This is a genomic window from Pacificispira sp. HM-600, from assembly GCF_977993705.1.
Map to the genome: position 1 here is coordinate 2295447 of NZ_OZ388079.1, position 24719 is coordinate 2320165.

26 protein-coding genes and 1 other annotated feature are annotated in these 24719 nt (G+C 65.5%); of the genes, 17 read left to right on the forward strand and 9 right to left on the reverse strand.

The genetic code is table 11. The annotated features are described in order from the left end of the window. Window positions 1-70: 70 nt before the first annotated feature. Entirely contained in the window at window positions 71-694 is a 624-nt protein-coding gene (locus ACXZ1E_RS10940) for a hypothetical protein (RefSeq protein WP_458040530.1), read from the forward strand. A gap of 302 nt (window positions 695-996) precedes the next feature. Beyond that, window positions 997-1149: a sequence feature (AL1L pseudoknot), on the reverse strand. Here ACXZ1E_RS10940 and ACXZ1E_RS10945 read toward each other — a convergent pair. After that, entirely contained in the window at window positions 1107-1304 is a 198-nt protein-coding gene (locus ACXZ1E_RS10945) for a transposase (protein ID WP_458042916.1), read from the reverse strand. It overlaps the preceding feature by 43 nt. Window positions 1305-1427: 123 nt before the next feature. Between ACXZ1E_RS10945 and ACXZ1E_RS10950 the strand changes: the two genes are divergently transcribed. After that, the gene (locus tag ACXZ1E_RS10950; RefSeq protein WP_458351946.1) at window positions 1428-1757 is read left to right on the forward strand and encodes a hypothetical protein; all 330 of its coding nucleotides are present in this window, start codon (window positions 1428-1430) and stop codon (window positions 1755-1757) included. A 95-nt stretch (window positions 1758-1852) separates the two neighbouring features. On the opposite strand, the gene ACXZ1E_RS10955 is transcribed toward ACXZ1E_RS10950, so the two are convergent. After that, window positions 1853-2614: a GntR family transcriptional regulator gene (locus ACXZ1E_RS10955; protein WP_458040531.1), complete on the reverse strand. Its 762-nt coding sequence runs from the start codon at window positions 2612-2614 to the stop codon at window positions 1853-1855. Between the two features lie 149 nt (window positions 2615-2763). On the opposite strand from ACXZ1E_RS10955, the gene iolC reads away from it, so the two are divergent. From iolC to ACXZ1E_RS10995, 8 genes are read left to right on the forward strand one after another with little or no spacing between them, the layout of a single operon-like run. After that, complete coding sequence (gene iolC / locus ACXZ1E_RS10960) at window positions 2764-3720, forward strand: 5-dehydro-2-deoxygluconokinase (protein WP_458040532.1); 957 nt, start codon at window positions 2764-2766, stop codon at window positions 3718-3720. A gap of 1 nt (window position 3721) precedes the next feature. Continuing rightward, window positions 3722-4621 carry a class I fructose-bisphosphate aldolase gene (locus ACXZ1E_RS10965; protein ID WP_458040533.1) on the forward strand — a complete coding sequence of 300 codons (900 nt, stop codon included), beginning with the start codon at window positions 3722-3724 and terminating at the stop codon, window positions 4619-4621. 20 nt (window positions 4622-4641) lie between these two features. Continuing rightward, window positions 4642-6210 carry a CoA-acylating methylmalonate-semialdehyde dehydrogenase gene (locus ACXZ1E_RS10970; protein ID WP_458040534.1) on the forward strand — a complete coding sequence of 523 codons (1569 nt, stop codon included), beginning with the start codon at window positions 4642-4644 and terminating at the stop codon, window positions 6208-6210. Window positions 6211-6254: 44 nt separating this feature from the next. Next, the gene (iolB, locus tag ACXZ1E_RS10975; RefSeq protein ID WP_458040535.1) at window positions 6255-7187 is read left to right on the forward strand and encodes a 5-deoxy-glucuronate isomerase; all 933 of its coding nucleotides are present in this window, start codon (window positions 6255-6257) and stop codon (window positions 7185-7187) included. Then, window positions 7187-9127 (forward strand): 3D-(3,5/4)-trihydroxycyclohexane-1,2-dione acylhydrolase (decyclizing), encoded by a 1941-nt coding sequence (gene iolD / locus ACXZ1E_RS10980; RefSeq protein WP_458040536.1) that lies wholly within the window; start codon window positions 7187-7189, stop codon window positions 9125-9127. Before iolB ends, iolD begins: the two co-directional genes overlap by 1 nt. Next, entirely contained in the window at window positions 9124-10041 is a 918-nt protein-coding gene (locus tag ACXZ1E_RS10985) for a sugar phosphate isomerase/epimerase family protein (RefSeq protein WP_458040537.1), read from the forward strand. The genes iolD and ACXZ1E_RS10985 overlap by 4 nt, the downstream gene beginning before the upstream one ends. A 33-nt stretch (window positions 10042-10074) precedes the next feature. Further along, the gene (gene iolG, locus ACXZ1E_RS10990; RefSeq protein ID WP_458040538.1) at window positions 10075-11085 is read left to right on the forward strand and encodes an inositol 2-dehydrogenase; all 1011 of its coding nucleotides are present in this window, start codon (window positions 10075-10077) and stop codon (window positions 11083-11085) included. Between the two features lie 14 nt (window positions 11086-11099). Next, window positions 11100-11885 carry a TIM barrel protein gene (locus tag ACXZ1E_RS10995; protein ID WP_458040539.1) on the forward strand — a complete coding sequence of 262 codons (786 nt, stop codon included), beginning with the start codon at window positions 11100-11102 and terminating at the stop codon, window positions 11883-11885. Between the two features lie 49 nt (window positions 11886-11934). Here ACXZ1E_RS10995 and ACXZ1E_RS11000 read toward each other — a convergent pair whose 3' ends face one another. Beyond that, window positions 11935-13119, reverse strand: a complete 1185-nt coding sequence (locus tag ACXZ1E_RS11000; protein ID WP_458040540.1) for a Gfo/Idh/MocA family protein — start codon at window positions 13117-13119, stop codon at window positions 11935-11937. A 160-nt stretch (window positions 13120-13279) separates the two neighbouring features. Here ACXZ1E_RS11000 and ACXZ1E_RS11005 point away from each other — a divergent pair, with 160 nt between their 5' ends. From ACXZ1E_RS11005 to ACXZ1E_RS11025, 5 genes are all read left to right on the forward strand, one after another. After that, window positions 13280-14263 (forward strand): sugar ABC transporter substrate-binding protein, encoded by a 984-nt coding sequence (locus tag ACXZ1E_RS11005; protein ID WP_458040541.1) that lies wholly within the window; start codon window positions 13280-13282, stop codon window positions 14261-14263. A gap of 60 nt (window positions 14264-14323) precedes the next feature. Beyond that, window positions 14324-15367: an ABC transporter permease gene (locus ACXZ1E_RS11010; protein ID WP_458040542.1), complete on the forward strand. Its 1044-nt coding sequence runs from the start codon at window positions 14324-14326 to the stop codon at window positions 15365-15367. Next, window positions 15364-16257: an ATP-binding cassette domain-containing protein gene (locus ACXZ1E_RS11015; RefSeq protein ID WP_458040543.1), complete on the forward strand. Its 894-nt coding sequence runs from the start codon at window positions 15364-15366 to the stop codon at window positions 16255-16257. The genes ACXZ1E_RS11010 and ACXZ1E_RS11015 overlap by 4 nt, the downstream gene beginning before the upstream one ends. 102 nt (window positions 16258-16359) lie before the next feature. After that, window positions 16360-17637: an ATP-binding protein gene (locus tag ACXZ1E_RS11020; RefSeq protein WP_458040544.1), complete on the forward strand. Its 1278-nt coding sequence runs from the start codon at window positions 16360-16362 to the stop codon at window positions 17635-17637. Window positions 17638-18110: 473 nt separating this feature from the next. Next, window positions 18111-18902 carry a tannase/feruloyl esterase family alpha/beta hydrolase gene (locus tag ACXZ1E_RS11025; protein ID WP_458042917.1) on the forward strand — a complete coding sequence of 264 codons (792 nt, stop codon included), beginning with the start codon at window positions 18111-18113 and terminating at the stop codon, window positions 18900-18902. A 93-nt stretch (window positions 18903-18995) separates the two neighbouring features. On the opposite strand, the gene ACXZ1E_RS11030 is transcribed toward ACXZ1E_RS11025, so the two are convergent. From ACXZ1E_RS11030 to ACXZ1E_RS11045, 4 genes are all read right to left on the reverse strand, one after another. Next, window positions 18996-19325 carry a DUF5615 family PIN-like protein gene (locus tag ACXZ1E_RS11030; protein ID WP_458040545.1) on the reverse strand — a complete coding sequence of 110 codons (330 nt, stop codon included), beginning with the start codon at window positions 19323-19325 and terminating at the stop codon, window positions 18996-18998. A gap of 3 nt (window positions 19326-19328) precedes the next feature. Beyond that, window positions 19329-19553, reverse strand: coding sequence for a DUF433 domain-containing protein (locus ACXZ1E_RS11035; protein WP_458040546.1), 225 nt, complete (start codon window positions 19551-19553; stop codon window positions 19329-19331). A gap of 189 nt (window positions 19554-19742) precedes the next feature. Next, the gene (locus ACXZ1E_RS11040; protein ID WP_458040547.1) at window positions 19743-20432 is read right to left on the reverse strand and encodes a hypothetical protein; all 690 of its coding nucleotides are present in this window, start codon (window positions 20430-20432) and stop codon (window positions 19743-19745) included. 676 nt (window positions 20433-21108) lie between these two features. After that, complete coding sequence (locus ACXZ1E_RS11045; RefSeq protein WP_458040548.1) at window positions 21109-22860, reverse strand: hypothetical protein; 1752 nt, start codon at window positions 22858-22860, stop codon at window positions 21109-21111. Window positions 22861-22963: 103 nt separating this feature from the next. Between ACXZ1E_RS11045 and ACXZ1E_RS11050 the strand changes: the two genes are divergently transcribed. Further along, window positions 22964-23257 (forward strand): hypothetical protein, encoded by a 294-nt coding sequence (locus ACXZ1E_RS11050; RefSeq protein WP_458040549.1) that lies wholly within the window; start codon window positions 22964-22966, stop codon window positions 23255-23257. An 85-nt stretch (window positions 23258-23342) separates the two neighbouring features. On the opposite strand, the gene ACXZ1E_RS11055 is transcribed toward ACXZ1E_RS11050, so the two are convergent. Then, window positions 23343-23588: a hypothetical protein gene (locus tag ACXZ1E_RS11055; protein ID WP_458040550.1), complete on the reverse strand. Its 246-nt coding sequence runs from the start codon at window positions 23586-23588 to the stop codon at window positions 23343-23345. Window positions 23589-23609: 21 nt separating this feature from the next. Between ACXZ1E_RS11055 and ACXZ1E_RS11060 the strand changes: the two genes are divergently transcribed. Continuing rightward, the gene (locus ACXZ1E_RS11060) at window positions 23610-23759 is read left to right on the forward strand and encodes a helix-turn-helix domain-containing protein (protein ID WP_458040551.1); all 150 of its coding nucleotides are present in this window, start codon (window positions 23610-23612) and stop codon (window positions 23757-23759) included. Between the two features lie 409 nt (window positions 23760-24168). On the opposite strand, the gene ACXZ1E_RS11065 is transcribed toward ACXZ1E_RS11060, so the two are convergent. Continuing rightward, window positions 24169-24420 carry a putative quinol monooxygenase gene (locus ACXZ1E_RS11065; RefSeq protein ID WP_458040552.1) on the reverse strand — a complete coding sequence of 84 codons (252 nt, stop codon included), beginning with the start codon at window positions 24418-24420 and terminating at the stop codon, window positions 24169-24171. Window positions 24421-24719 lie beyond the last annotated feature (299 nt).

The following is a 24719-nucleotide window of genomic DNA, read 5'->3' on the forward strand; positions in this document are numbered from 1 at the left end:
TGGCCCGCTTGCGCCGCCTCTGCGGCACGCCGGCGAGGAGGACCCGTCGGCGTGAAGTCGGTATGACACTGTGGGTCGCACGATCTACGCCAGCGCCGACCGGCAGACGGCGTTCATGGAATTGCTTGCGCCCTATCGCACGATCGTGGATGAGAAGCGACGCGCGCTGCAACCCTTGGCCGATTTCATGGGACTGCCGCTCGACGAGCTTTGGTCCCAGATCGTCGGCGAATGGGAAGAGGCCGGCACGATGAAGGCGAGTTGGCTCCCTCGGGTCTTCCGGGAAGGTCGGGAGATCTATGGTCTGTCTTTCCCGCAAGGATGGTGGATCGACGTCACGGCGACCGAGACGATCTCTGCGCTGATCGACTATCTCGAGCCGCATGCGCTCACGGACGACTCGATGCTGACGATGTCGGATCTGACGGGGGACGACCGAGCGTTGACAACCGCCATCGCCGGGATCCTGCGAGATCGCGTGGAGCTCGACGATGGCACGTTGCCGTTGGGGATCCAGTTCTTCTCCAATCACGGACGCCCCGCCGATGGCACGGGGCTGTGCTGGGCGTACTGGTTGCGTAACGTCGACGCCGGCCTGGACGAACCGACGACCGTCCGCTCCACCGACGAGATCTCAGTGTCAGACCCCGCCTTCGACGCAGCCCTCAAGCTCTGCAAAATCAAGTCGAGGTAGCGGGGTAGAGCCGCCCTTGGATTCGATGCGACTATGTCGCTCGCGTAAGGTTGCTATCGCAAGGGGGGCAGGTCTCTTCGTTCGATTTCTACACTGGCCCGAGCGAGTTGTCCTCGCTCGGGCCAGTGGCATTCCTGGCACCCGTGCCCACGGGCCCCTCCCGGTTCAGCTCGGCGTGGATCTTCCTCGCCCCGTAGACGCCCAAGTTCGCCTTGTGCGCGGTGCGAGATATCCTCCACCAGCGCAGCGTCCCTGACCGCTCTCGCGGACGGTGGACGCGCCTTGGCGGCGTAGTACGTGCTCGGGGCGATCTGCAGCCCGCTCTCGCGGAGGACCGTGCAGATCGGCTCGACCCCGAACCGGTCGCGGTGCTCGTCGACATACTCGACGAGCACCGCTGCCGACACCTCGGTTACTTCAGCTTGCGGTCCAGCTCCGCCGCGGCGAAAAAAGCCGACGCTGTCTTCAGGATTTCGTTCGCCCGCCTCAGTTCCCGGTTCTCCCGCTCCAGCAGCGCGATCCGCTCCGAGTCCACCGTCGTGGTTCCCGGCGCCCCACCCGCATCGACCTCGGCCTGCCTGACCCATGGGCGCAACGCTTCCGGGTGGATACCGAGCTGGTCGGGGCGATCCGCTTGATCGCCCCGACCTTGCTCGCCGGGTCGCGGCGTGCGTCCAGCGCGAGCCGCGTCGCCCGATCCTTCAGTTCCTCACTGTACTTCCGTGGTGCTGCCATGACTCTCATCCTTCACAGGTTCGAGAGCCTCCATCAAACCCGGGGCGCTTCAATCCTCTCCCCCCTGTCGAGCAAGCAGGAGATCAGGGTCTCCGATCGCGCAACCATCTTCAACCTCATGTTCGGGCTCGGCGGCTACACGATTTCGACGGGCATCATCAGCGATGACCTCGACCCCGAGATCATCGCCGTGCCGCTCCACGTCGAAGAACGCATCGAGATCGGCTGGATCGGACATTCCGCGATACCCCTCACCGAGCAGGCACAGCGGTACCTCAATGAAGTGCGCGCCGTCGTCGCCGGCTTCGGGGTGGTGCTGCTCGGCTAGGGCTGAGCCGGATCGGTCACGAGCCCATGTCTTCGCGTGCTCAGGCCGCGCTCGAGGAGCAGCATGCGGCCTGAGCCAGCTGGATGCCTTCGAATCTATTTCGCGACAAGGGTGGTTTCGAAGTTGTACATGTCGGGTCGGTAGCAGTGGTGGCCGAACTCGATTGCTCGTCCGGAGTTGTCGAACGCGATGCGTTCCATGGTCAGCACCGGTCCGCCCCGGTCGATGTCGAGCAGTTCGCTCTCGTCTCCGTGTGCTCGTCGCGCGCCGATCTTCTGCTTGGCGATGCGGATCGTCACTCCGCGCGCGCGGAGGATCTGATAGAGCCCACGCTGCTCGAGCTGTTCGGTGGTCACGTCGCTGAATTCGGTCGGGAGGAAGTTCTCGAGCACGGCTACGGGCACGGCATCCGTGCTGCGGAGGCGGCGCACATAGACGACCTCGGCTCCGGCGGCGATGCCGAGGGCTGTGGCGACGCTATCCGACGCGGCAATGATCCCGTGATCCAGCACCCGCGTTCCGGGGTCGTGGTTTGCGCTTTGCAGATCTTCGTACAGGCTGGTCAGTTCGACCTGGCGAGTGACCTGCCCTTGGACGACCTGCGTGCCGATACCGCGTCGCCGCACGAGTAGGCCCTTGTCGACGAGGTCTTGGATGGCACGCCGCACGGTGGGTCGCGACAGGCCCAGTTTTTTGGCGATCGCGATCTCGTTCTCGAGGCGCGCGCCCGTGGGGATGGCGCCTGACGTGATCGCCGCTTCTAGTCGGCTCGAGACCTGGAAATAGAGGGGCATGGGTCCTGTGCGATCCAGGTCTTCGAAGAGCTCGTCAGGCCAGTAGGTCTCCTCGGTGGCCATGGAATCCTCTCGAGCGCTGATCGCGGCTGCTCATGTCCCGACAACCTTACCTAAGGCCCCCTTTGTTGTATCAACCGTTGCGCGCCGGGGTACATGTGCTATTGTTAGGACATAATCATCTGATGTGAAAGTGAGTTGTACAGCGGAGTATGACTGAGACGATTCTTTCCCCTGACGTCCTGGCGTTCGGCCGGCTCGGCGTGGACTTGTACCCGTTGCAAGACGGGGTCGGTCTTGAGCAGGTCGAGACGTTTGGCAAGTACCTCGGCGGCAGCGCCGCGAACGTATCGGTTGCCGCGGCCAGGCATGGTCGCCGTGTCCAGTTGGTGTCGCGAGTCGGCGATGACCCGTTCGGACGCTACCTTCTCGCCGAGCTCTCGCGCCTGGGCGTCGATCCCCGCGGCGTCGCGACAGATCCGTCGCTGAAGACCCCGATCACCTTTTGCGAGATCTTCCCTCCCGACGACTTCCCGCTCTACTTCTACCGCGAGCCCAAGGCGCCGGATCTCAATATCGATGCGGCTCAGCTCGACCTCGACTCCGTTCGCGGTGCGGGAGTCCTGTGGATGACCGTCACGGGCCTCAGCCAGGAGCCCAGCCGGGAAGCGCACCACGTCGCGCTCGATGCGCGCGCCCGCGCGACGCACACCGTGCTCGACCTCGACTATCGGCCGATGTTCTGGCAGACGCCTCAGGATGCGTCGGATCAGATCGCCCCCGTTCTCGCCCAGGTCACGGTCGCCGTCGGCAATCGCGAAGAGTGCGATGTCGCGGTCGGCGAGACCGACCCGCATCGCGCCGCGGATGCTCTTCTCGAGCGAGGCATCGAGCTCGCGATCGTCAAGCAGGGCCCGAAGGGTGTGTTGGCAAAGACCTGCGACGAGAGCGTCGAGGTGCCTCCGTACTTCGTCGACGTCGTGAACGGACTCGGCGCCGGTGACGCCTTCGGTGGGGCGCTCTGCCACGGCCTGCTCGAGGGGTGGGGGCTCGAGAGAATCCTTCGATTTGCGAACATCGCCGGTGCCATCGTCGCTTCCCGCCGCGAGTGCTCGACCGCGATGCCGTACACGGATGAGATCGAGAAGATCCTCGAAAGGGGCGTGTGACATGACGATCACCCCACCGACCACAATCGATCTGGCCGCCCTTCGCGACCTCCGCGCCGAGCGCCCCGAAGCGATCAATGAGGCGCTCCACAAGCGCAGGCGTCGCGAGGTGCTCCGTGGCGATGGGCGACTGCTCATCGTGGCGGCCGACCACCCGGCCCGCGGCGCGCTCGCGGTCGGCGCCGACCCGCACGCGATGGCGGACCGCAATCAGCTGCTCGAGCGCCTCGCTATCGCCCTGAGTCGGCCGGGAGTCGATGGGGTCCTCGGCACCCCCGACATCATCGACGATCTCGCGGCTCTCGGGCTGCTGGATGACAAGATCATCGTGGGTTCTATGAACCGCGGAGGCCTGCGCGGGGCGGCATTCGAGATGGACGACCGCTTCACCGGCTACGACGTGCCGTCCATGGTCGCCTCGGGTATCGACTTCGCCAAGACGCTTCTGCGCGTAAACCTGGCCGACCCGGCAACGGCGCCGACGCTCGATGCCACCGCACGCGCTGTGACCGAGGCCGCGGCTGCTCGGCTCCCGATCATGCTCGAGCCGTTCATCAGCCTGTGGTCCGACGGGCGCATCATCAACGACCTGTCGACGGATGCCGTCATTCAGTCGATTGCGATCGCGTCCGGCCTCGGCGCGAGCAGCGCCTACACCTGGATGAAGCTGCCCGTGGTCGAGGACATGGAGCGGGTCATGGCGGCAACGACCATGCCGACCCTCCTCCTCGGAGGGGACTCGGGTGTGGACCCCGACGAGACATTCGCCTCGTGGGAGGACGCTCTCTCTCTCCCCGGCGTCCGCGGGCTCACCGTGGGACGCACCCTCCTCTACCCGCCCGATGGTGACGTGGCGGCCGCGGTCGACACCGCCGCCGGCCTCGTCCACCTCGACCTCTGACCCGCACAGAAGGAACCGTCATGAGCACAACCGACACCACCCCCGCCACGACCGACGACGCCATCGACCTCCGCGTCATCTCTCACTGGATCGACGGCGCCGAGCGCCCCTCCACGAGTGGTCGGACCGCGCCCGTCTACAACCCGGCAACCGGGCGCCGGACGGCATCCGTCGCCCTCGCCGATGAGGCCGAGATCGCCGAGGCGCTGGCCTCTGCCGAGCGAGGGTACGCGCTCTGGAGCGGCTACTCGATCGCGAAGCGGCAGGCCGTGCTGTTCGCGTTCCGCGAGCTGCTCAACGCCCGCAAGCTCGAACTGGCCGAGATCATCACGAACGAGCACGGGAAGGTCGTCTCGGATGCGATGGGCGAGATCCTGCGCGGACAAGAGGTCGTCGAGCTCGCGACCGGCTTCCCGCACCTGATCAAGGGCGCCTTTACCGAGAACGCCTCCACCGGAATCGATGTCTACTCGCTCAAGCAGCCCCTCGGGGTCGTGGGCATCATCAGCCCCTTCAACTTCCCGGCCATGGTTCCGATGTGGTTCTTCCCCATCGCGATCGCGGCGGGCAACGCGGTCGTGCTCAAGCCCTCGGAGAAGGACCCGTCTGCGGCGCTCTGGCTCGCCCGGTTGTGGAAAGAGGCGGGTCTTCCCGACGGTGTCTTCACGGTTCTGCAGGGCGACAAGCTGGCCGTGGATGGGCTGCTGACAAGTCCCATCGTGCAGTCGATCTCGTTCGTCGGGTCGACCCCGATCGCGCAGTACATCTACGAAACCGCATCCCGCCACGGCAAGCGGGTGCAGGCGTTGGGCGGCGCGAAAAACCACATGCTGGTGCTGCCGGATGCCGACCTCGACCTGGTCGCCGACCAGGCGGTCAACGCCGGCTACGGCGCGGCGGGCGAGCGCTGCATGGCGATCTCGGTCGTGCTCGCGGTCGAGCCGGTTGCCGACGAGCTGATCGAGAAGATCACCGAGCGCATCGGACGTCTGCGCATCGGCGACGGGGCGGGCGGTGCCGATGGCGAGCCTGACATGGGTCCCCTCATCACCGATGTGCACCGCGAGAAGGTCTCGAGCTACGTCGATATTGCCGAGCAGGACGGCGCGAAGATCGTCGTGGATGGCCGAGGATTCTCCGTTGAGGGGCGCGAGGACGGCTTCTTCTTCGGGCCGACCCTGATCGATGACATTCCGACCAGCTCCCGGGCCTATCAGGAAGAGATCTTCGGCCCGGTGCTCTCGATCGTCCGCGTGCGGAGCTTCCAGGAGGGCCTCGACCTGATCAACTCGGGACAGTTCGGAAACGGGACGGCCATCTTCACCAACGACGGCGGCGCCGCGCGGCGGTTCCAGAACGAGGTGCACGTGGGGATGATCGGCATCAACGTGCCGATCCCCGTTCCGGTGGCGTACCACTCGTTCGGCGGCTGGAAGTCGTCGCTGTTCGGGGATGCAAAGGCCTATGGTGTGCACGGGTTCGACTTCTTCACCCGTGAGAAGGCGATCACGAGCCGGTGGCTCGACCCCGCGACGCGGCACCACTCCGAGCACAGCGGCATCAACCTCGGGTTCCCGCAGAACAACTGAACGCACCCGCGGCATCTGATCGCCGCCGATGACGAGAGCAGAGCATGAGCACCACCGACCAGCGCTGGTTCCACCGCCGAGGCGCGCTTGCGCGTGACGGCTGGGAGAGCGTCGTCGACGGTTCCACTCCGGGATGGCAGCACACGGGGCTGCGCGTTACGCATCTGACGCCGGGGGAGGAACTCACCTTGCCCGAAACGGGTGTGGAGCGGATCGTCGTCCCGTTATCGGGGTCGTTCACCGTGACGCACGCCGAGGCGGGCATAGCCACGACCACGGTGCTCGCGGGCAGGTCCTCGGTCTTCGACGGTCCCACAGACGTGCTGTATCTCTCTGCCGCCTCGACGGCGACGATCACCGGTGCGGGGCGCGTCGCCGTCGCGACGTCGCCCACCACCGATGTCCGGCCGAGTCGCCACATCACGGCGGCAGAGACTCCGCTCGAGTTGCGGGGGGCCGGTCGATCCAGCCGTCAGGTGCACAATTTCGGAACTCCGCAGGCCCTAGATGCGGCACGCCTCATCGTCTGCGAGGTCATCACCCCGGCCGAGAACTGGTCGTCCTACCCGCCGCACAAGCATGATGAGCATGTGCCCGGCCACGAGTCGCGGCTGGAAGAGATCTACTACTTCGAGGCCGCGACCATTGAAGGTTCGCAGGCCACGGATGCCGACGCCTTCGGCATGTTCAGCACGTACTCGTCGTCGGCGGGCGATATCGACATCAACGCGATGGTGCGAACCGGCGACATCGCGCTCGTGCCCTACGGGTATCACGGCCCCGCGGTGGCAGCTCCGGGCTACGACCTCTACTACCTGAACGTCATGGCGGGCCCTGACCCCGACCGTGCCTGGCTGATCAGCGATGATCCGGCCCACGCCTGGGTGCGCGACACCTGGACCGGGCAAGAGGTGGACCCCCGTCTGCCGTACACGAACGAGAAGTCCGACACGAACGAGAAGAAGGGCCACCACTGATGGCGGCGACGAAGCAGGCGACGAAACGGATGACGGTCAGCCAGGCGCTCATCGAGTTCTTGGCCCACCAGTGGACGGTGGATGGCGACATCCGGGAACGGACGATCCCCGGCGTGTTCGGCATCTTCGGTCACGGCAACGTCGCAGGGATCGGTCAGGCGCTTCGGCAGGCCAACGTCGATCAGCCCGATCTGATGCCGTACTACCAGGCCCGCAATGAGCAGGCGATGGTGCACCAATCCGTCGGCTACGCGCGGATGCATCGCCGTCGCGCGACCTTTGCGTCCGCGGCATCCGTCGGTCCCGGTGCGACCAATATGCTGACCGGTGCTGCCCTCGCCACGACCAACCGCCTGCCCGCCCTGCTGCTGCCGAGCGACACGTTCGCCACCCGGGTCGCCGACCCCGTGCTGCAGCAGCTCGAGCAGCCCTGGGACATCGGCCTGACGGTCAACGACGCGTTCCGCCCGCTGTCGAAGTTCTTCGATCGCGTGCAGCGCCCCGAGCAGCTCTACTCGATCGCCCTCGGCGCGATGCGGGTGCTGACAGACCCCGCAGAGACCGGCGCGGTCACGATCGCGCTCCCGGAAGACGTGCAGGCGGAGAGCCTCGACGTGCCGCTCGCCTTTTTGCAGGACCGCGAGTGGCACATCCGTCGTCCGCGGCCCGAGCGCGATGCCCTCGCGCGCGCGGTCGCGGCGATCCGCGGCGCGAAGCGACCGTTCATCGTCGCGGGGGGTGGCGTTCTTTACTCGACCGCGGAGGAACATCTGCGCGCGCTCGTCGAAGCGACCGGCATTCCCGTCGGTACGACGCAGGCCGGCGGCGGATCGCTGCAGTGGGACCACCCGCAGTACCTCGGGGCGGTCGGTGCGACGGGGACCACCGCGGCGAACCGGATCGCCGCCGAGGCCGACGTGGTGATCGGCATCGGCACGCGGTACAGCGACTTCACGACGGCTTCGCGGACCGCCTTCCAGAGCGCCGGCGTGCGGTTCGTCAACATCAACGTGGCCGCGTTCGACGCCTACAAGCACGGCACGCAGCTCCCGGTGATCGCGGATGCGCGCGAGGCGCTCGTGGAGCTTTCGGCCGAGCTCGAGGGGTTCGCAGTTGCGGCGGACTACCGCGCGAGGATCGCCCGAGAGAAGAGCGAGTGGGATGCCGCGGTCGATGCCGCTTTCGTCCCCTCCGGCCTTGCCCTTCCCGGTCAGACCGAGATCATCGGAACGGTACAGTCCGCGAGCGGCCCCGAGGATGTCATCGTGCAGGCCGCGGGATCGCTCCCCGGCGATCTGCATAAGCTCTGGCGCGTGCGGGATCCGCTCGGCTATCACGTCGAGTACGCGTACTCCTGCATGGGGTATGAGATCGCCGGTGGGCTCGGGGTCAAGCGAGGTGCGCTTGCTGACGGATCCGACCGTGACGTCATCGTCATGGTCGGCGACGGTTCGTACCTGATGCTGAGCTCGGAGCTGGCGACGGCGGTCGCCGAGGGCATCAAAATCATCGTCATCCTCATTCAGAACCACGGATACGCATCCATCGGTCATCTCTCCGAGACCGTGGGCTCCGAGCGCTTCGGCACGAAGTACCGGCTCTACGACGACGCGACCCGTAACTTCCAGGGCGAGCGGGTGCTGCCCGTCGATCTGGCGATGAACGCCCGCAGCTACGGGATCGATGTCGTCGAGATCGCGGCCACCGCCTCCGCGATCGCGGATCTTTCGGCGGCGGTCACGGCTGCCAAAGCCTCTGATCGCTCGACGCTCATTCACATCGAGAGCGACCCGCTGTTGTACTCGCCGAGTGGCGAAGGATGGTGGGACGTGCCCGTGCCCGAAGTGTCGACGCTCGATTCCACCCGGCGCGCGCGCGGCGAATACGAACAGCAGCGCACCGCTCAGCGGCCGCTCCTCGGTGAGGAGGCCGGCGTATGAAGGCCTCGATCGCCGGGGCCCCGGTGAGCTTCGGGGTGTTCGAGATGACCCCCGAGGGCGCCGAGACGATCGCGCCCGACGACATGCTCGAGGTCTTGGTCGAAGCGGGCTACGGAGGGGTCGACCTCGGCCCGTTGGGCTACTTCGGTCGCTCCACAGAACTTCGTCGCAGGCTCGAGAGCCACGGGCTCGAGCTCGCCGGCGGATGGGTGCAGCTTCCGTTCTCGGATGACGAGGCATTCGAGGCGTCGCTGCCCGACCTTCGCGACGCCATGAGGGTCTTCTCCGACGCTGCCGAGAACAGTCCGGCACGACTCCCGCTCCCAACGCTCGCGGACGACGGCTCGGTTGCCCGTCGTGCAGCCCCGGGGCGCGGCGCTGCCGTCGACCCTCTCGCCGACGCCGCGTGGGAACGACTCGTCGCGAACACCGAACGCGCAGCCGCGATGGTGCGGGCCGCCGGATTCGAGCCGACCTTCCACCACCACGCGGGCACCTTCGTCGAGTCGCCGGATGAGATCGACCGGTTTCTCGCGAACGTCGACGTCGACCTCACGCTCGACACCGGCCACCTCTTCATCGCGGGAGGCGATCCGCTCGAGGCGGTCCATCGCTGGGGTGACCGCATCAACCACCTGCACCTGAAAGACGTCGACCTCGGCGAACTGCAGCGCGTTCTCGCCGCAGGCGGAGGAATGCCGGAGGTCTGGGCATCCGGCTCGTTCGTCGCGTTCGGTCGCGGCGACATCGACCTCGCCGCCGTCATGGATGCGGTCGATGAGCGCGGCTTCGATGGCTGGGTCGTCGTGGAGCAAGACGTCCTCAACGGCCCGGACATCTCGATCAGCGACTTCCGCGCCGAACGGGGCGCCGACCAGCTCGTGAACCGCGAGGCCCTCCGGGCTTGGCTCTAAACCCCGACGATAACGACAGAACAAGGAACACAGATGTCCCAGTCACCCCTCCGCTTCGGCCTCATCGGCACCGGGCGCATCGGCCAGGTGCACGCCGCGAGCATCGCCGCCGATCCCGACGCCATCCTCACGTGGATTGCCGATCCGTTCGTCGACGGCGCGCACCGCGTCGCGGCCCTCTACGGAGGCACGGCGACGGACAACTCCGATGAGGTTTTCGCCTCGGGTGAGGTCGACGCGATCCTCGTCGCTTCTCCGACGGCCACGCACGTCGATCTGATCTCTCAGGCGGTGGATGCCGGAATCCCCGTGCTCTGCGAGAAGCCGATCGATCTCGACATCGCGCGGGTCGACGCTCTGCGTCCTAAGGTCGCCGCCGCGGGGGTCCCGGTGGCGCTCGGTTTCAACCGCCGCTTCGATCCGGCATTCGCGAGCGCGCGTGCCCGCGTGGCCGCGGGTGAGATCGGTGCGCTGGAGCAACTCACGATCATCAGCCGCGACCCGTCCGCCCCGCCCGCCGCTTATGTCGGTGTGTCGGGCGGTATCTTCCGCGACATGACGATCCACGATTTCGACATGGCTCGGTTCTTCCTGCCAGAGATCGTCGAAGTCTCGGCAGTCGGCACCAGGACCTTCGACCCGGGCGCCCGGGAGCATGGCGATTTCGACACCGCCGTCACAACCCTTCGGGCGGCGTCCGGCGCGATCATCACGATCGTCAATTCGCGCCACAGCGCCGTCGGCTACGACCAGCGCATCGAGGCGTTCGGTGGCATCGGAATGTTGCAGGTGGCGAACGCACCGTCGAGCCTGGTCAGCCTTTCCACGGCGACCGCGGTCGAGGCCAAGCCGCCCTACGAGGAGTTCTTCCTGGAGAGGTACTCGGTGGCCTATGCCGCCGAGCTTCGTGAGTTCATCAAGCTCGCCCGCGGTGAGGAATCCACCAGCCCGACATTCGAGGACGGCCGCGCCGCTCTGGTTCTCGCGGACGCGGCACAGCGATCGGCCACCGAGCGCGTCATCGTGCCGGTCGACCTCGGCTGAGACGAGAGAGCAACATGAGCGCATCGCATTACCGACTCGCGGCCTCCGCAGAGATGTTGTTTCGCGACCTTCCGTTCGTCGAGCGGGTGGAGCGACTTCATGAGCGTGGTTTCGAGGTGGAGATCTGGGATTGGAGCACGAAGGATCTGCCGGCGCTTGCCGCGACGGGGGCGACCTTCTCGTCAATGACCGGATATCTGCGGGGTGACTTGACCACGGAGGACGGCATCGCAGAGTTGCTCGCGACGGCCGAGGAATCTCTTCGGATGGCCGATGTGATCGATTCCCCACGGCTGAATCTGCACGGGACCGGGCTTGATTCGCAGGGCTTGCCGGTTCGGCCCCAGGAGGCGACGTCGGGTGCGGAGTGGCTCATCGCCGCCGATACCCTCAGCCAAATCGCCGAGCTCGGTGAGCGCGCGGGGCGGGTCTTCACCTTGGAGAATCTGAACACGGCGGTGGATCATCCGGGAACACCGTTCGCTCGCGCCGATGACACCCTCGCACTCGTCCAGGCTGTCGACTCTCCCGCACTGCGACTGAACCTCGACCTCTACCACGCGCAGATCGGCGAGGGAAATCTCATCGAACTCGTGGAGCGCGCGCTCGCCTGGATCGGCGAGATCCAGATCGCGGATGTGCCTGGACGCTGCGAACCCGGGACGGGGGAGATTCGCTACGAAGCGATCGCCGCAGCTCTGCGCCGCGTGGAGTACACGGGCGTCATCGGCCTCGAAGCGTGGGCAAGTGAGGACTCCGATGCCGCACTGGATGCATTCCAGGCGGCGTTCGAAGGCTAGAGCAACAGAGGGAGGGCACCCGGCGTGACCGGGCGCCCTCTCTCTGCGTTCAGGCGTCGTACGTTGTGCTGCCGGTCACGGTGGCGACGTCCACCCACGCGCCGGATACGGCACTGGTCGAGGCTGCCTCCACGATCTCCGCAGCGGACCACGCATCCGAAGCCGATGGCGCGAGCTGACGGTTCTCGATGACAGATCTCAGGAACAGCGCAGCCTCGATGGTCTTGAGGTCATCGAACCCCATGCTGGTGCCCGCGCCCGGTTGGAAGAGGGCGAAGTCGCCGTGACCCGGTCCGACCATGATCGTGCGGTAGCCGGATGTGTCCTGTGCGAACCGAAGCTCGTTGAGGCGCTGGAAGTCCCAGCGGAGTGAGCCCTTCGTGCCGTACACCTCGAGCCGATATTCGGCGCGTGGGCCGATTGCGACGCGACTCGACTCGAGGACGCCGACTGCCCCGCCCTCGAAGCGCGCGATGATGGCGGCGTAATCCTCGTTCTCTACCGCACCGGTCGGGCCATCGGTCGATCCCTTGCTGAAATGGCTTGCGGCGCCAGCCGAGGGGAGGGGCCGCGTTCGGATGAATGTCTCGGTCAGGCCGCTGACGGAGGCGATTCGCCCGACGACGTACTGCGCGAGATCGGCTCCGTGGGAGAGAAGATCTCCCAACACCCCGGTTCCCGCTCGCTCGCGGTTGAATCGCCATGTCAGGGCGCCTTCCGGGTCGGCAGAGTAGTCGGCCAGCAGGCTGACCCGCACGTTGGTGATCGTCCCCAGGGCGCCATCGCGCACCAGTTGCCGTGCATGGGCGATCGCGGGCGCGTGCCGATAGTTGAAGCCGACCGAGGTGACCAGGCCCGCATCGGTTGCGGCGCGAGCGATCTCCCCGGATTCGTGCGCTCCGCGGCCCATCGGCTTCTCGATCCAGAACGGCTTTCCTGCCGCGATCGCCGCGAGTGCGATCTCGTGGTGGAGGAAGTTCGGCGAGCAGATCGAGACGACGTCAACGTCGGGGTGCGCGAGAACCGCCCGGTAGTCGTCGGTGGTCTCGCGGTAGCCCAGGCTCGTGGATGCGTGGCTCCGACTGTCGGGGTCGGGATCGGCCGCGATGACCAGTTCGGTCTGCGCGGGGAGATCGGCGTAGTGCCGTGGCGCAGCAAGATAGGCCCGCGAGTGCAGCCGCCCCATCCATCCGACGGATACCAGTCCCACTCCGATGTGGTTTCTCGAGGTCATTGAGATCATCCCTTCTCTGCGGCCCACAGTACACCGCGATAGGCCCGTTGACAGAATGTATTGACAAAGTCCGGGACGGGTGCGACACTCGATCCCGACACAGTCGTCAGATGGACGCCATGATCGCTGAAGACAGCGTCCTCACCGAAAGGGAAATCACATGAAGAAGCGCCTCCTCGCCGGCTTCGGGCTTGCCGTGACCGCAGCGCTGCTGCTCACCGCATGCTCGGGAACGGGCCAAGAAGCAGCACCCGACTCCGATGGCGGCGGAGACACCGCCTCAAAGGGCTTGACCTACGCCGTCGTCACACACTCGTCGCCCGGCGACTCGTTCTGGGATCGCGTCAAGTCCGGCGCGGAACAGGCCGGATCTGACTACGGCGCCGACGTGACATACAACTCCGACCCGGACCCCGCCAAGCAGTCGCAGCTCATCGACAACGCGGTCGCACAGGGGGTCGATGGGATCGTCGTCTCCATGGCCAACCCGGACGGCGTCCAAGAGAGCGTCGAGAAGGCCGTCGCAGCAGGCATCCCCGTCGTCACCATCAACTCGGGCCTCGAGCGCTTCGCAGAGTTCGGCGCCATCACCCACATCGGGCAGAGCGAGTCGATCGCCGGTGCCGCCGTCGGCGAGCGCCTGAGCGACGAAGGCGCAACCAAAGCACTTTGCGTGATCCAAGAAGCCGGCAACGTCGGGCTCGAGGAGCGGTGCAAGGCCGCGACGGACGCGTTCAGTGGATCGATGGAGAACCTCCAGGTGGATGGCACGAACGACGCGGAGGTGAAGGCGACGATCAAGTCCAAACTGCAGGCCGACCCCTCGATCGATGCCGTCCTCACACTCGGTGGGCAGTACGCCATCGACGCCGTGGGCGCCGTGGAAGAGTCCGGTAGTGCTGCGCAGATTGCCACTTTCGACCTGTCGGAGGATGTCGTGGCCGCGGTCGAAGACGGGAAGATCCTCTTCGCCGTTGACCAGCAGCCCTACGTGCAGGGCTTCATGGGCATCACCGCCCTGTACCTGAAGAGCACGAACGGCAACGACATCGGCGGAGGACAGGCCATCTACTCCGGTCCCGCCTTCGTGACCGCCGAGAACGCAGCCGCCGTCGCTGAGTTCGCAGCCAACGGCACTCGATAAGGACCCGATCGGGACCGGGCGGATGACCGCCCGGTCCCGATCGCCAAGAAAGGAGCCGACGTGACTACGACGGACATCGTGACAATCGCCACACGCCCCCGGCTGGAGCGGCGACCATTCCGGCGCTTCATGGCCCGCCCCGAGATGGGCGCCCTGGTGGCAGCACTCGCAGTGATGATCTTCTTCTCGGTCTACACCGAGAGCTTCATGACGCTGCCCGGCGCGGGCGTCTGGCTGGAGTCCGCGTCGACGTTCGGCATCATGGCGGTCGCGGTCGCATTGCTCATGATCGGCGGCGAGTTCGACCTCTCCGCGGGTGTCATGACCGGCTTCACCGCTCTCATGGTCGGCGTACTGACGACCCAGTTCGGTCTGAACATTTGGCTGGCCGTGGTGATATCCCTCGTAGCCGCTCTTTCCATCGGCGCGCTGAACGGCTTCCTGGTCATGAAGACCGGGCTTCCGAGCTTCATCATCACGCTCGGTACCTTCTTCATCCTCGCGGGCATCGACCTCGCCGTGACGAAGCTCCTCACCGGGCAGGTCGCCATCCAGGGCATGACGAGCGTGCCCTTCTACGACACGATCCAGCCCCTCTTTGGCGCCTCGATTCAGATCGGCGGCGGCAACTTCTACATCTCGGTGCTGTGGTGGTTCCTCGTCGCCGCGATCGCAACGTGGATCCTCCTCCGCACCCGCGCGGGCAACTGGATCTTCGCCGTCGGCGGTGCGCTGAACTCTTCCCGTCAGATCGGGGTCCCGGTCATGAAGACCAAGGTCGGGCTGTTCATGACCACGGCGGGCGCCGCCTGGCTCGTCGGAATGATCTCGCTCTTTCGCACATCCACTGTTCAGGCGAACACCGGTGTCGGTCAGGAGTTCATCTACATTATCTGCGCTGTCGTCGGTGGGTGCCTGCTGACCGGAGGTTACGGATCCGCGATCGGTGCGGCCCTCGGTGCACTGATCTACGGCATGGTCTTCCAGGGCATCACCTTCGCTCAATGGGACACGAACTGGCTGCGCACGGTTCTCGGAGCGATGCTGCTACTCGCCGTCTTCTTGAATCACTGGGTGCGTTTGCGAGCGGGAGGAAGTAAATGAGTACCTCAATAGTCACCGGCACGCCGATCGTCGAAGTACGCGATATCGGCAAGAGCTACGGACCCATCAATGCGCTCTCGAACGTGTCGACGACCGTCGCCGCCGGGCAGGTGACCTGTGTGCTCGGTGACAACGGCGCCGGCAAGTCGACCTTCATCAAGATGCTCGCCGGTGCGCATGCTCCGAGCGAAGGCACGATGCTTCTGGATGGTGAGCCGGTGACGTTCTCGTCGCCGAGGGCCGCACTCGATGCCGGAATCGCGACGGTCTACCAGGACCTCGCCGTTGTTCCTCTGATGCCGGTGTGGCGCAACTTCTTCCTCGGGTCCGAGATCACCAAGGGCCGCGGCCCTTTCCGCCGCCTGGACGTTAAGCGGATGAAGCAGATCACCTTCACCGAACTCGCCAACATGGGCATCGACCTGCGAGATGTCGACCAGCCCATTGGCACGCTATCGGGTGGCGAGCGGCAGTGCGTCGCGATTGCCCGGGCCGTGTATTTCGGTGCCAGGGTGCTCATCCTGGATGAGCCCACAGCTGCTCTGGGCGTGAAGCAATCCGGCGTCGTCCTCAAGTACATCGCCCGATCGCGGGACAGGGGCCTCGGGGTCGTGTTCATCACGCACAACCCGCACCACGCCTATCCGGTCGGAGACCGATTCCTTCTGCTCAATCGCGGGACCAGCCTCGGGAACTTCGAGAAGAAGGACATCACACTCGACGAGTTGACCAGCATGATGGCGGGCGGTGCGGAGCTGGAATCTCTTGCTCATGAGCTCGAGCGCACTCTGGGAAGCGGATCGGATCTCGTCAAGGAGCTCGAAAAGGAAGCAGAAGAGCAACCAAGAGTGATGCGGGCTCCCGCGGCCGACATCGACGGTTCGCACTGAAGCGTGTCTCATACATCCGTGTGAGGCAGACGTGGAGGACATTGGCGGGCGCACTCCCACCGCGGTGTCGGGGCCGCGGCCGCTGCCGCAAGGAGGATCCTCATGACCGGCTGGCGCGTGCGTGACTATCACCCCGACGATGTCGATGGCATTCTTCGACTCTGGGAGCAGACTCTGGCTTCGAACGCAGAGCCGGTCTACGGGATCTCGGATGTCCTCGCGTCATGCGCGAAGGATCACGCCGTTGTCGCAGTGGTCGGCGACGACGTGGTTGGTGCCGCGATCGGTCGTGTGGCTCATGCTCAGGGGTGGGTCGTGTTCCTCGCCACCGCGGACGCGGTGCGCGGGACTGGCATAGGGTCCTCGCTCCTCGCCGCTCTGGAGTCTCGGATGGCTGCGGCGGGTATCTCGAAGATGTCCGCGTTGATGCCAGCAGCAGAGACGAGGGTCGGCGCGTTTCTGCGGCAGGGTTTCGCGCTGAAGCAGGATCTGCATTACTTCGAACGCCGCATCCCCGTTCAGCGTGAACAACTGAGACTGCTCGCCGAGCTGGGCGGTCGTGTGCTTCCCCGTGGGCTGTGGGACTCGGTCGGGGGGATGACAGCAGAAAAAGACTTGTTGGAACGACGCGTAGTGATGCCGCTCGCCCAATCACAGCTCGCAGATCGGTTCGGTGTTGTGCCACCGCGCTCGATCGTGCTTTTCGGGCCGCCGGGGACAGGCAAGACAACTTTCGCAAAAGCGATCGCATCGCGGCTCGAATGGACGTTCGTTGAGGTCTTTCCTTCACGGCTCGCGTCGCATCCTGCCGGCCTCGCTGGTGCTCTGCGGGAAACGTTCGCCACAATCTCGGAACTCGAACACACCGTGGTCTTCATCGACGAGGTCGAAGAGATCGCATCGCGTCGCCAGGGCGAGCCGCCATCACCCACCCAGGGCGTGACTAATGAACTACTGAAAATAATCCCGGCATTTCGAGAGCAGCCCGGACGGCTGTTGATCTGCGCCACCAACTTCATCCGCGCGCTCGACGCCGCATTCCTCCGTCATGGTCGCTTCGATTACGTCATCCCGATCGGCCTGCCCGACCACCAAGCGCGGAGCGCGATATGGGAAAGATACATCCCGGACGCAGCGGTCGGCGTGGATGCGGTTGCCTTGGTAGCGATGACTGAGGGCTTCTCGCCCGCTGACATCGAGTACGCGGCACGGAAGGCGTCGCAGGCGGCGCTGGAGAACGCGCTGAACTCGGGAGCAGATGATCCCGAGGGGCCATTCATGGACGATTACATATCCGCGATCGTTGGGACCAGAGCCACCGTCTCCGCTGAGATCGCGGCGCAGTTCCACGAAGATATCCAAGCCGTCGGCCGCGTCTGACTGCAACTTGCCATCGCACAGAACGGACAGTAATGAAGCTGGGACTCATCACCGACTCCATCGGAAGCAGACCCTTCGAGGAGGCCCTCGACCTCGCCGTGGAATTGCACCTCGACACGGTCGAGATCGCGACTGGGAACTGGGTCAGAGTCGCCTCACACAGACCTCCCGCTGATGGTCAGAAGCTCGGCGGCGCGGGCGTCCCTCATGGAGTCCGTCACGAGTCGCCGGTTGAGTCTTAGCGCGTTGAACGCCAATGGGAACCAGCTCCACCCTGTTGAGGGCGCCCAGCATGACAAGGTCGTCCGAGACGCCATCGATGTCGCAAGCGAGCTGGGGGTGCCGACCGTCGTTCTGATGTCGGGACTTCCCGGCGCTCGGGGCGAGAAGACGCCGAATTGGATCACGACCTCATGGCCGCCGGAAACGCGAGAAGTTCTCTCCTACCAGTGGGATGACGTCGCCATCCCCTACTGGGAGGGCCTCGCCAAGCACGCGAGAGCACGCGGGGCGAAGTTGGCGGTCCCCTACGTGTCAGGCATGGTCAGGAGGCCGTCGACGGTTCGGTCGCCTACTACGTCGTGCCCAACACCGGACATGGCGGGGCGCCGTCGGATGCGAGCGGCACACAGATCGCAGCCAACGTCGACCTCTACGACTCACTCACCGGATGGGTGAACGACGGCACTACGCCTGCGCAGTCACTGACAGCGACCGCGGTGAGGGCCGGCGCTACGGTTGCGTCGAAGCCGATCTGTCGGTACCCGAACTACCCGGCGTACAACGGGTCGGGAGACCTGCATGACGCGAGCAGCTACAGCTGCGCGGCGCCGGCAGACGCCGACGCGTCAGGCCAGCAGGTACAGGTTGAAGTTCCTCAAGCGGTACCGGGTGAGCTCGTCTGGGCGGTCGACGGCACGTCGACGCTGATCGACCTGGGTGTGGCGACCGAAGAAGGAGATCACTTCGCTGCTGCAGGGTCGCTGAACCCGATCCGCGTCACCGATACGCGCAACGGATGTCCCGAGTGGTCGATTTCAGCGAGCGTGAGCAGCTTCAACGCGGGCGGAAAATCGTTCGGCGGAGACTACCTCGGGTGGACGCCATTCGTGATCGACGATGCGGGTGATGCGCAAGCCGGGCCCGAGGTTCTCTCGCGATGGTTCGGTGGTGAGGGACTGACCACAGCGTCGGTCCTGGCCTACGAGTGCATCGCCGACAACGAGTACGACGAGTACGCCATCTGGCAGACCGTGGGTGGATAGCGCACTAGTCGGTCCGTTACCGGGCGCGGACGGAGTTTGGTGTGAACTCGAGTGGTCGGATCGGACAATACCTAGTGTGACCACCCGGTGGGCTCAGCGGAGTTCGAGGAGGTCGTTTCCGGAGTCGATGAGTTCGACGACCCTATCGATCAGCGGTTCGAACCAGTCCAGAAGGGCCTGGCGCCGGGTATTTCCGACTCGCACCCAGACGACGGCTGGTGGGCTGCCGCTGAGCAGGAGCATGTCACGGAAGTCTTCGTCTTTGGTGACGAGGACGGCGCCGTGTTCGAGGGCGTAGTTCCAGAGCGTGAGGTCGGCAGCGTCGCAGGGCCCGACATCTGTCACATGCTCGGCGATGTGGCCATGCTCGGCCAGCATCCGCGCCAGCGCTGGCGGGAGTTGCGCATCGATCAGGAAGCGCACGGACTACGAGGCGGTGAGGATCGCGTGGTTGGACTGCGCCGCCGCGTATTCGAGGGATGCCTTTACGTCCTCGGCAGTCAGATAGGGGTAGTCCTCAAGAATTTCCGTCGTCGTCGCTCCGGAGGCAAGGAGCGACAGCACATCCGCGACGCGTACGCGCGTGCCTCGAATCGCGGGGCGCCCGTGCACCACGTCGGGGTCGACGACGATTCGATCTAGGCGAGACATGTCCTCAGGTTAGCGCTGCCTCCAGACAGTGAGAACCCTTGCTGATGATCGCACTCACACAGACCCCCAGCTCGGCACCTGACTGGTGTCCTTCGACGCCAAGGGACGGCGTTCTGCGGCGACCGCGGTCGAGAATCTCATCGCATACGCGATATCGCGGTTGCGCGACGCCGATGTCGGTTGAAGCGGTCAAGAGGGACGATCGCAGTCAGCGAGGCGACACGGCAACCATCGGCGCCCTAACCGCCCCTTTGGCGTGTCTTGTTTGCTGGGCGTCGATCGAATATGAGCAGCCATGTCCGTCCAAAGGTCCTGGGCAACGAGGAGCACGTGGCGCGGTAATGGTTCGATCTCGCGTGTGCGCGCTGCCGGCACGAGCGCGTCGACGAACTCGTCCATGATGTTCGCCCGCTCCGCGAGGCTGATTTCAGCGGGCATCGGCGGTTCGGAATCGATGGCGGTGCGCAGGTCCCAGAGGTGCTTCCCAGCCTCGTTGGTCATGCGCCGCTGCCTGAACGAAACGACCGGCTCCGCGCTCCAGAGCGTCCAGCACTCGCGGGCCGGATCGGTCTTCTCGAGCGTTTCCACCAGAGCGGCACTGGTCTCCTGAAACCATTCGACCCGTTCGCGCTCAGCCGGGCGCGTGTACTTGCTGCGGTCCGCGGGCGTGCCGACGCGCACGGCGTCCGTCGCCCACGCCTGGATGTTGCCGAGGTGGTCGATCATCGCGCCTGCCGTCGGCCAGCTCTCGTTACGCACGGACGCATGCGCATCCACCCGGGTCGCTAGATCAGCGAATGCACAACTCGCGGCGCTCAGGCCCGTCAACGACGTCATCCGCTCATCCTGACGAATCCCACATCTCTCGTCCACCGCCACGGTCACGTATCCGGCTCGGATTAGCGCGTGCAACCGGCCGGGTGTGCGCTTGAAAGGTCGACACCCGCGGAATGACAGCGAAGTACCCGCTACGGGCACCGCCGAAAGGCATTCCTGTATGGGCTCAAATCCCACTATCCCCTCTTCGCCATTTTGGGCCCCGTTTCAGTTGATCTCGATCAGCCGGGACGGGGCTCGTTCCATTTGATTCTCGTTCAATTGTTGCTACGATGTTGCCGCTGATCTGGGGTTCTTAACCGTCGGTCACGACCACGTCGGGGTCGACGCGGTCGGAGCCACCCACTCGGTACCTCGTGACTGGTCCGCCGCCGCGTGATTCTGCGGGTTTGTCGGCAACCGGATGGCAACAGCCGCCGGACTCGCGAACTCGCGGACTTTGAAGTGGGGGCGTTTCATCGAACGAACTTCCGGTGGGGTCGGACCCCGCAGGTGAATTGGTATGTCGTGATCAGGTCGGCCCGTTCCGATCAGATTGACCTGTACCGGTCGGGTCGGTACCGGCGGGGGCACTGGCGATCGGGCCACCTGGGGCGACCTCGCCGCCGCCGTGGTCAGATCGGCTGAGTTATGGGTCGGCTTCACACGAACCGCTTGTGCTGAGCGAGTCTGCCGGCTGTTGTGGGCGCTCGCCGTGAAGAAAGTGCGGGCATGCTGCCTAGTCGTGATCGGGATGCTCCGTCTCGCCGTTCACCCATGCCCAGTGCTCGGCCAGTGAGCGGCGCCGTTCGGAGATCAGCAGCCCCGGGTCGCCGAGGGTCGCGTCATAGGCCCAGCCGCTGACCCGCTCGACACCGAGTGCCCGCAGCATCGGCTCGGCACGCTGCGCAGGGCTGCCGGTGAGGCCGAGGTGAGCCATCATCGCCTTCACCGTCACACGCCGGAACTGATCGTTGACCGTCCCGCTGATCCACAGCGCCGCCGCCGCCGTCATCTCTGGCTTCGAGTTGCGGCGGAAGATATTCGGATCGGATGCCGCGATCCGCGTGACGATCCGATGCGCGACGGTGCGCAACTCGGGATCGAACAGCTCGGCGCCGGCATCTCCGGCGGTTCTCGCAATGGCAGCCACACGTTCGCGGATGTCCGGCTCGACGGCGTCCAGACGGACCGACTCGGCGGGCAGCGGCGAAAGGTCGAGAGACTCGATAGCTTCGACGCTTCCGCACGCCGCAGCGAGCAGCGCCTTGTAGTACGCGTCGGGGTCGTCGGGTGAGAATTGGCGGGTCAGATCTGCGCGTGCGTCGCGGGGCGCTCCGGTGAGGCGTCGGTATTCGGGCTCGAAGCGGTCGACGGAGTCGAGCGTGTCCGCAGTGAGCCGAGCGGGTACCTCTCGCGTCTTGTGCGCGAAGGTGACCACCGTGCGCATGATCTCGGGGATCCGGCTCAGGTATCGCCGGTCAGCGTGCACCTTCCGCGGGAACAGGTCTGTCAACAGGATCTCGACGGTGACCGGGCTCCAGCGCAGCGGATCGCCGCCGAAGTAGTTCGCGGTGAGTTCCAGCAGGGTCTCGGCGATGTCGCGATCGTCCGAGCCGTCACGTCTGTCGAAGTCTAGGGAGCTGGACGTGTTCGCAAGCTGGTCCACGAGCGCTGTCGTGTCGAGTTCATCGACGGCGTCGGCGGCATCCGGGTATCCGACGCCGCCCGGCGGCATCCGTCGAAGCATCCACTCGGCCAGTGGCCGCGCCGACGGCCAGGTGTCAGTTTCGAACGGCGGATACATCATCCGGCCCGTCTCGATGGCCTGCTCGATGCGCGCGCGGGCGTCGGCCAGGGAGAGGTCGATGGTCGTCGTGCCTACTTCGTCGCGTGCCAGCTCCCCGAGCCGCCCGGTGACCTCGGTGAACGGCACGTCGAGCAAGTAGGCATCCTTGACGGCGGTGCCCTCGTTGTGGTCGACATAGAACAGGAAGGTCAGTTCACCAGCAGGCGAGTCGATGCCCACGACGATGTTCTCTCCGTCGCCGAGCACATGACCCAGCCCGACCGCGCGAGCGGGCTGGAATCTGTCGAGCTGCGTCAACCACGTCGGGAGAGGATGTCGTCGCGCTGTGACCTCGCCGGAGATCCGACGCGCGAGCATCTCGTCTCCGTCGAGCGCGGTGAGCACCAGCAGCAGCGCATCCGTGGCGCGGGCGCCGGTGTCACGGAACATCGCGATCAGCTCCGTCAGACTGGGAACACCGGTGCGTGGCGGCTTGAGGGGACCCGCCGGCTCGATCGACGCGACCAGTGTGCTCGCGTACGCCAGCAGGTCCAGCGCCGACGCGCTGAGCAGGAGGCGGTCGACCTCGCGGTGCAGTTCCGGCTCGGCCTGAGTCCTGCGGGCGGCGCCGACCCCGAACGCGGCGCCCCGCGGCGGACCCTGGCGAGACGAAGGGCGGGAATTCTTCGGGCGCTTGCTCACCGGACAAGGTTAGAACACCCGCTTGCTCGCACTCGCGACCACGTCGTGTTCCGGAGGGGGGCACTCTCCGTCGTTGTGGTCGGGGTGAGATACCTTCGCGCGGATGGACAGAGACGCGCGGATGGGCAGAGACGCGCGCGGATGGACCATCGAGTACGAGGGTCACGATTTCGAACGCTTCTTCTCGAAGCTCGGCGGCTATGAGCAGGCGGTGCTCGCAGCGGCGATCAACCAGGTGCTGAAGGTCCACGGGATCGACATCTGCCAGGCGAGTGGGGCAAGCCTCTCGGCGACGGACTCTACGAGTTCCGCGTGCGTCGGTCGTTGCGGGCGATCCTCTCAGCAGCCGGAGTGGAGGCGCCGTCGGGTCTGGCAGGTGCTGACAGGATGGTTCTGATCCGGGTGTTCTGTACGTTCCATGGTGATCGCATCGTGTTGCTCTATCACGGGTACGACAAGAAGAAGGACCCTTCCGAGAAGCGTCAGGCGAGCGAGATCGCTCGTGCGCGGAAGATGCATGCGGCGTGGAAGCGCCGGCGTTGACCACCTATGTGTTTTGACGCATAATAGAGCGGAGGGGGTGGCATCCGATGGCTAAGAGCTTTGATGATCTTGTCGCTCGCGCCGAGCAGAATTGGACTGCTGACCAGCGGCGCGTTCATGACGCCGCTGAGCGTGTGTTCCAGCTCGAGATGGCGGCGCGCGCCGAGTTGGGTGAACAGCTCCACGCGGCGCGTACAGCGAAGTCGTTGAGCCAGCCAGCTCTGTCGGCCGTCACGGGCATCCAGCAGTCGGAGATCAGTCGAATCGAGTCCGGCGCAGCGAACCCGACCGTGGCCACGATCAGCAAACTCGCTGACGCCCTCGACCTCAAGCTATCGCTGACCCCGCAACACTGACGACGCGTGGCAACAACTGAACCAGTTCGAGTCCGATCCAGCTGATCGAGCCGGGATGTCGGCCTGATCGAACCCGCATGAAACCGCGATTCCAGACCGAGCCAGATGTCAGGGTTGTGGGTTCAAATCCCACCGCCACCTCCACCGTCGAAGCCCCGCGAACCCATGGAAAAACAGGGATCGCGGGGCTTCGGTCATTCGCGAAAGTGCGAAGTGAGAACGAAGTGAGAGCGAACGTATTCTCCCCGGTTTGGCCGCCCGATCTCGGTCTTGACGAAACGTGACCGGGCGGCCGGACCGCGAAGGCGCTCACTGCCCGAGGTGAGTTCGCCGACCGAGCTACGGCGATTGCTCCGTTACCAGGGCTGGTTTTTGCTTCAGTGGGTGGGGCGGAAGGGGCGAAGAAGGGTCATGCCATCTTCGATGGATCCCTCGATGAGATCGAGCATCTGTGGCGCGAGGTCCTGCATGCGGAGGGGCTCAAGTGTGCGTTGAGGCGCTCCCGAGTCTCCCACCGCTCATAGATCACGAAGGCGCCGGGCTCGCCATCGACCTCGGGGGCTTCGTAGTCGATGTTCCCGGCGTCGTTCCGGTCTGCGCGGTCACGGTCGCTGGGCTGGGCGCGTTTCCAAGCCCGGTATGTCCGCTCGGCGAGCGGCACGCCCTGCTCACACAAACCTTGCAGATCGTCCCGACCGAGCGGCCCTTGGCGCGCTGCTCTTCGATGAACGCGAGGTCAACGACGACGCGGGTCGAGATGCCCAGCGCCGTCGCCGCGATCGTCCGAGACCTGCTGACCGACACGTGAGGGCACCCCGCCGCAACGCCCAGCCCATGTGTCCAGCACAAACGCCCCTCCGTTCTGTGCCCGCGTTCGGCGCCCGGCGGTGCGGCACACTCCGCGACGTGGACGGCGCACCTCCGCGGAGCCAGTAGAACCTCCGCGGAGCCGGTATAATC